Below are 6184 nucleotides of genomic sequence, written 5' to 3'. Positions count from 1 at the left end.
TGCAAAGCGGCGCCAACGGGCTTGCCGGCCATGTCGGGCACACACGCTCCGAGCCCGGCGGTATCCTCTGCGGCTGCGGCAGGCGCGGCTGCCTGGAGACGGTCGCCTCGGGTACAGCGCTGGCGCGGGCGGGCAGCGCGCGCCTTGGCCGCAAGGTTACGACGCCGGAGCTGTTTGCGGCGGCGAAAGAAGGCAGCGGCATTGCCGCGGAAATTATCGCCGGCGCGGTCGTCGCGCTGGTCGACGCCTTTGCCGACCTGGCGGCCTCCGTCGATATCGACTGCTTTGCTGTCGGTGGTGGAGTCGGCCTCGCCGGCGGCTTCATCGAGGCGCTGCAGGTGCGCTCGCTCGATCTGCCGCGCGTTTATCGGCGCCCCATTGTTGCCGCGCGGGCTGGCGCCGATGCCGGCCTGCTTGGCGCAGCTATGCTGGCACGACCAAAGAGCTCTGACGAAAATTTTCATCAAAAATAGCTTATTGACAAAAACTTTCATCTGCGCTTGGTTAGAGCGGTGATGCTCTTCCAGGAGAAGACCCGGTGCAGGCCAAGCAGGGCGATTTGCTCGCCACACTCGATGGAACGCTGGTTGTGTCATGCCAGGCCGAGCCTGGCCTGCCGCTCGACGCTCCCGGCCACATCGCCGCCATGGCGCGCTCCGTCCTGTTGGGCGGCGCCACCGGCGTGCGCATTGAGGGCACGGCCAACATCGTCGCCGCTCGAGATGCGGTCGAGGTGCCGCTGATCGGCTTGATCAAGGCCAGGCGCGACGACACCGAGGTCTACATCACGCCGACGCTCGACGACGTCGCCGCCGTCATCGACGCCGGGGCCGACATCGTCGCGATCGACGCAACCCGTCGGCCGCGACCGGCCGAGCTGACGGCGATGTTCTCAGCCATCGCCGCGAAAGGGCGTCTGTCGATGGGCGATGTCGCCACGCTCGACGAAGGCAGGCGCGCGCTCGATGCCGGCGCCGACCTCATCAGCACCACCATGGCCGGCTACACGGATTACTCTAGGGAGCAGCGCGGCCCCGCCTTCGACCTGATGGAGGAATTCGCCCGCGCCGGCCTTCCCTTTGTCGCCGAGGGTCGCATCTGGACGCCCGAAGAGGCAACCCGCTGCTTCGAGCTCGGCGCCCGTTTCATCGTCGTCGGCGGCGCGATCACACGGCCCGACGCCATCACCCGCCGCTTCGCCAACGAGGTCGCCGCCTGGAACGCCCGTCCGCAACTGAAAAGGAATCCATCATGATCAAGCGCCGTCGCGTGGCCGTCATCGGTGCAGGCTTCATGGGCTCTATGCATGCCGGCATCTTTGCCAACATGGTGGGCTCCGAGCTCGCGGCCATCGTCGATCCCAACCGCGCGCTGGCCGAAGCCGTGGCAGCCAAGGCGCCGGGCTGCAAAGTCTACGACAGTCATCAGGCATTGCTCGGCTCGGAGCGCGATCTCGACCTCGTCTCTATCTGCACGCCAGACAATCTACATCTGGGGCCGGCGGTTGCGGTCGCCGAAGCCGGCATCAACGTCTTCGTCGAGAAACCGATCTCGTCCAGGATAGACGAGGCCAAGACGATCATCGCCGCCTGCGAGGCGGCGGGCGTAAAGCTCGGCGTCGGCTACCTGCTGCGTTTCGATCCGCGCTACGGCGCCGCCAAGGAGCTGATGACATCGGGCAAGATCGGTGAGCCAATCCACATCTATGCTAGGCGCAACAGCGCCCGCACCGAAGGCCCGAAGCGCTATGGCGGCAAGCTGCCGCTGGCGCTGCATGTCACCGTCCACGACGTCGACATGGTGCTGTGGATTCTGGAGGACCAGCAGCCGGTCTCGGTTTATGCGCAGCAGACCGACAAGCTGCTTGGCGCCTCCGGCACGCAGGACAGTATCACGGCGATCGTGCGCTTTTCCGGTGGAACTGTCGTCAATTTCGAGAGCGCCTGGTCGCTGCCGTCCGGCGCGCGCCACATGATCGACGCGCGCATGGAACTTCTCGGCACAGATGGATCCTTCGAGGTCCAGTGCGGCGACAGCGGGCTCTATTTCGCTAGCAATGAGGGGTCCCGCGAGATCGACACCCAGCATTGGCCTTTGCTCAACGGCCGCGTCGACGGCGACCTCGCGCGCCAGCTCAGCGGCCTCATCGACTGGCTGGACGGCGCGGCGATGCCGATCGCCACCGGCCGGGAAGCCCTTCGTTCGCTCGAACTCACCCTTGCCATGATGCAGTCGGCGGAGAGCGGCGAAATCGTGCGCCTCGGTTGAAGACAATCAAACGAACAGCGCTGTTGCAACGAGGCCAGACGGCCCAAGAATGGGAGACGAAACATGCTGAACAGGCGCAATCTACTTATGCTTGGCGCGGCCGCCGCCGCGCTGTCGCTGGCCGCGCCGGCCTCCGCCGAAGAAAAGCCGTTCAACGGCGTTCAGATATCGGTGCTGCTCGAGGGTCATCCGACCACCGACGCCATCCAGAAGATGGTGCCCGAATTTAAGGACAAGACTGGCATCGACGTCGCGATCGAGGTCGTGCCCGAGCAGGACATCACCGCCAAGGAGCTGCTCGAGTTCTCCTCCAAGTCGGGCCGCTACGACGTCGTCCAGAACAACATCATCTATCTGCCGGGGTTCGTGAAATCCGGCTACATCGTGCCGCTCGACGATTTCCTGGCCAAGCACAAAGAAAATTTCGACAAGTCCGATTTCGTGCCCGGCTACTTCAACACCAATGTGCTGGACGGCAAGGTCTATGGCCTGCCGGTCTATGGCGAGAGCACCTTCGTCATGTACCGCACGGACCTGTTCGAGCAATACGGGCTGGCCGCGCCCAAGTCCTTCGAGGACATTGAGAACGCCGCGAAAACCATCTCGGAAAAGACGAACAAGCAGATCGCTGGCATCACCATGCGCGGCCAGCAGGGCATCCAGGGCGTCTATGTCTGGGCGGCCTATCTGTGGGGCTTCGGTGGCTCCTTCTTCGATGCCGACGGCAAGTCGGCGCTGGCCACGCCTGAGGGCATCGCCGCGCTCGACGCCTTCACTAGCGTATTGAAGAACTACGGCCCGGTCGGCGTCGCCAATTTCGGTTGGGAAGAGAACCGGCTGCTGTTCCAGCAGGGCAAGGCGGCGATCACTCTCGATGCCACCGTCAACGGCGCCTATAACGAAGACCCGGCCGTCTCGACGGTGGTCGGCAAGGTCGGCTACGTGCCGGTGCCGATGAAGTCGACCTCGCCCAAGGGCGGCTCGTCCTCGCTCGCGGTGCATTCGATGTACGTCTCGGCCGAGTCGAAGAACCAGGAAGCGGCAGCGCTTTTCGCCACCTGGGCGACCGCCAAGGAACAGCAGCTGAAGTCGATCGAAACCGATCCCAACTCCGGCGTGACCTCGCTGTCGGCGCTCAACAGCGACAGCTTCGGCAAGCGCTACGGCGCCTTCAAAGAAGGCATGATCGCGGCCATCAACGCCGGTAATCCCCAGTATCTGCCCACGGTCGAGAAGGCGAACGAGATCATCAACAACACCGGGATCGCCGTCTCCAAGGCGCTCGCCGGAACCGCAAGTGCGGCCGACGCCTTGAAGGAAGCCGACGACGCCAACAACGCCGCACTCGCCCGCTAGGGCGAGAGGCGTGCCCTGCCGCGTGCGCTCCCTGTGCGCGGCAGGGTGAAAATTTCAGGTTGACCCGATGAGACCCGTGGCCCCAGCGTCCGATCCGACAAGACATTTCTTCCAGCCGATCATCGTCTGCCTGACGGTGGCGTCGGTGGCGCTGACGCTGTTCGTCATCTGGATATCGCTGCACGACCTTTCGCTGATGCGGGCAGGGCGCGAGAAATTCGTCGGCCTCGACAACTACATCCGCTTCCTCGGCGACCCGCGCGCCATGGCCGCGCTCTGGCGCACGGTGCTCTTCACCACGCTCGCGACGGTCATCGAGATCGCGCTCGGTCTTGCAGTCGTGCTCTTCCTCGATCGCGATTTCGCCATGAAGCGGCTGGTCAGGACGCTGCTCCTGGTGCCGATCATCATGACGCCGGTTGTCGTCGGGCTTACCTGGCGATTCCTGTTCGACCCCGCCACCGGCATGGCGAACTATCTTCTGTCGTTGGCAGGCATTTCCCAGGTCGATTGGCTGGGCAGTCCGCGGATCGCGCTGTTTTCCGTGCTGATCGCCGACATCTGGCAATGGACACCTTTCGTCATCCTCCTGGTGATGGCAGCGCTTGAATCGGCACCCACCGACCCGCTCAACGCCGCCCGGGTCGATGGTGCCCGCGAATGGCAGGTCACCTGGTATGTGCTTCTGCCAATGCTGCGCCGCGCGCTAGCGATCGTCGCGCTGATCCGAGCGATCGACAGCATCAAGGCCTTCGATCTGTTCTACATAATGACCCGTGGGGGCCCGGCGCTGTCGACCGAGACGCTGAATTATTACGGCTATATCGTCGCCTTCACCAATTTCGACATCTCCTATGCCTTGGCCATCGCCATTATCCTGACGGTGTTCACCAATGTCGCGCTGCTGACCATGTACAGCGTGCTCTTCCCCAAGGCAGGGGACCGCTGATGGGCAGACGCGCGCTGTTCTATCTCGGGTTGGGCCTGCTTCTCTTGGCGGTGCTGTTCCCGCTCTACTGGGTCGTCGTCACCTCCTTCAAGACGACCCGCGATGCCTTCGCCATTCCGCCGGTCTGGCTGTTCAGCCCGACGCTGGACAACTACCGCACGGTGTTCGCCAATCGCGGCTTCCTAAGCGCCTTCGCCAACTCCCTCATCGTCTCGCTCCTCTCCAGCGCGCTCGCCGTCGCGGTAGGTTCGCTCGCAGCTTATGGGCTTGCGCAGCAGCCAGCGGAGCTGCGCCGCGCACGGGAAAAATTCATCCTCAGCCTGCGCATCGCGCCGGCTCTGCTCTTCGTCATTCCGATGTATTATCTGGCGACCCGCATCGGCGCGCTGAACAAGCACTGGCTGCTGATCGCCGCCTATGCCTTCGTCAACGTGCCTTTCGCCATCTCACTGCTCATTACCTTCTTCGATGACATTCCGAAGGAGTTGCGCGACGCCGCGCGCGTCGACGGCGCACGCGAGTTTGCGATCTTCTGGCACGTCTATCTGCCGGCGGCGCGCGGCGGCATTGTCGCGACGCTGATCCTGTGTGTGCTCTTCACCTGGAACGAGTTCTTCGTCGCCTTGGTGCTCACCGGCCGCGACACCCAGACACTGCCGGTCTCGATCACCTCGTTCCTGACGTTCCAGGGCATCCAGTGGGGCGCGCTCACTGCGGCCGCCACGCTCATCATGCTGCCGATGATCGTCCTCGGCGTCCTGGTGCAGGGGCAGGTCGTACGCGGCATGACACTTGGCAGCGTGAAGGGCTGAACTTCAGATGGCGCAACTCTCGATAAAGTCGGTCTCGAAATCCTACGGCGCGGTCCAGGTGCTGGACGACGTGTCAGTCGAGGTGGAGGAGGGGTCTTTCGTAGTCCTGCTCGGCCCGTCCGGCTGCGGGAAATCGACGCTGCTCCATGCGGTGGCCGGCCTTAACCCGATCGATTCCGGCACCATCGTCATCGGGGACCGCAATGTCACCAACTTGCCAGCGCGGGATCGCGATGTCGCAATGGTGTTCCAGTCCTACGCGCTCTATCCGACCATGACGGTGGCGCAGAACATCGCCTTTCCGCTGAAGATGCGCGGGCTCGACCGCAGCACGTCTGATGAGAAGGTCGCCGGTGTCGCGCGCCTGCTCCAGATCCAGCCGCTGCTGTCCCGTCTGCCGCGCGAGCTTTCCGGTGGCCAGCGCCAGCGCGTCGCCATCGGCCGGGCGCTGGTGCGCGACCCGCGGCTCTTTCTGTTCGACGAGCCACTCTCCAATCTGGATGCCGCGCTGCGTACCGAGCTTCGCGCCGAGATCAAGCGCTTGCACCAGTCGATCCGCCGAACCATGGTCTATGTCACGCATGACCAGACAGAGGCGCTGACACTCGCCGACAAGATCGTCGTCTTGAAGGCGGGCCGCATCGAGCAGACCGGCACGCCGCTGTCGCTCTACGACGATCCGGACAATGCCTTCGTTGCCGGTTTCATCGGCACTCCGCGCATGAACTTTCTCAAGGCGACGGTGGTCGATGACGGCAAGGCGCTCACGGCCGGCGAGGCGAGGATGGACATCACGCAT

At 63.9% G+C, this 6184-nt stretch carries 7 protein-coding genes; all 7 read left to right on the top strand.

Annotated features, from left to right (window positions below):
• A partial coding sequence (locus LB529_RS28895; protein ID WP_224712974.1) for an ROK family protein occupies positions 1–473 on the top strand: 473 nt, incomplete at its 5' end.
• 65 nt (positions 474–538) lie between these two features.
• Positions 539–1255 (top strand): N-acetylmannosamine-6-phosphate 2-epimerase, encoded by a 717-nt coding sequence (locus LB529_RS28890; protein ID WP_224638559.1) that lies wholly within the window; start codon positions 539–541, stop codon positions 1253–1255.
• Positions 1252–2268, top strand: a complete 1017-nt coding sequence (locus tag LB529_RS28885) for a Gfo/Idh/MocA family protein (protein WP_224638558.1) — start codon at positions 1252–1254, stop codon at positions 2266–2268. The genes LB529_RS28890 and LB529_RS28885 overlap by 4 nt, the downstream gene beginning before the upstream one ends.
• A 63-nt stretch (positions 2269–2331) precedes the next feature.
• Positions 2332–3624 carry an ABC transporter substrate-binding protein gene (locus tag LB529_RS28880; protein ID WP_224712973.1) on the top strand — a complete coding sequence of 431 codons (1293 nt, stop codon included), beginning with the start codon at positions 2332–2334 and terminating at the stop codon, positions 3622–3624.
• A 67-nt stretch (positions 3625–3691) separates the two neighbouring features.
• Positions 3692–4573: a carbohydrate ABC transporter permease gene (locus LB529_RS28875; protein ID WP_224712972.1), complete on the top strand. Its 882-nt coding sequence runs from the start codon at positions 3692–3694 to the stop codon at positions 4571–4573.
• Positions 4573–5385: a carbohydrate ABC transporter permease gene (locus tag LB529_RS28870; RefSeq protein ID WP_224712971.1), complete on the top strand. Its 813-nt coding sequence runs from the start codon at positions 4573–4575 to the stop codon at positions 5383–5385. The genes LB529_RS28875 and LB529_RS28870 overlap by 1 nt, the downstream gene beginning before the upstream one ends.
• Positions 5386–5392: 7 nt before the next feature.
• The coding region (locus tag LB529_RS28865; protein WP_224712970.1) for an ABC transporter ATP-binding protein at positions 5393–6184 on the top strand (792 nt) is incomplete at its 3' end.

It is taken from the genome of Mesorhizobium sp. CA5 (assembly GCF_020165105.1).
In the GTDB taxonomy this organism is placed as follows: Bacteria; Pseudomonadota; Alphaproteobacteria; order Rhizobiales; family Rhizobiaceae; genus Mesorhizobium.
The sequence above is the reverse complement of the archived record's forward strand: the minus strand, read 5'-3'. Positions and strand labels throughout refer to the sequence as shown.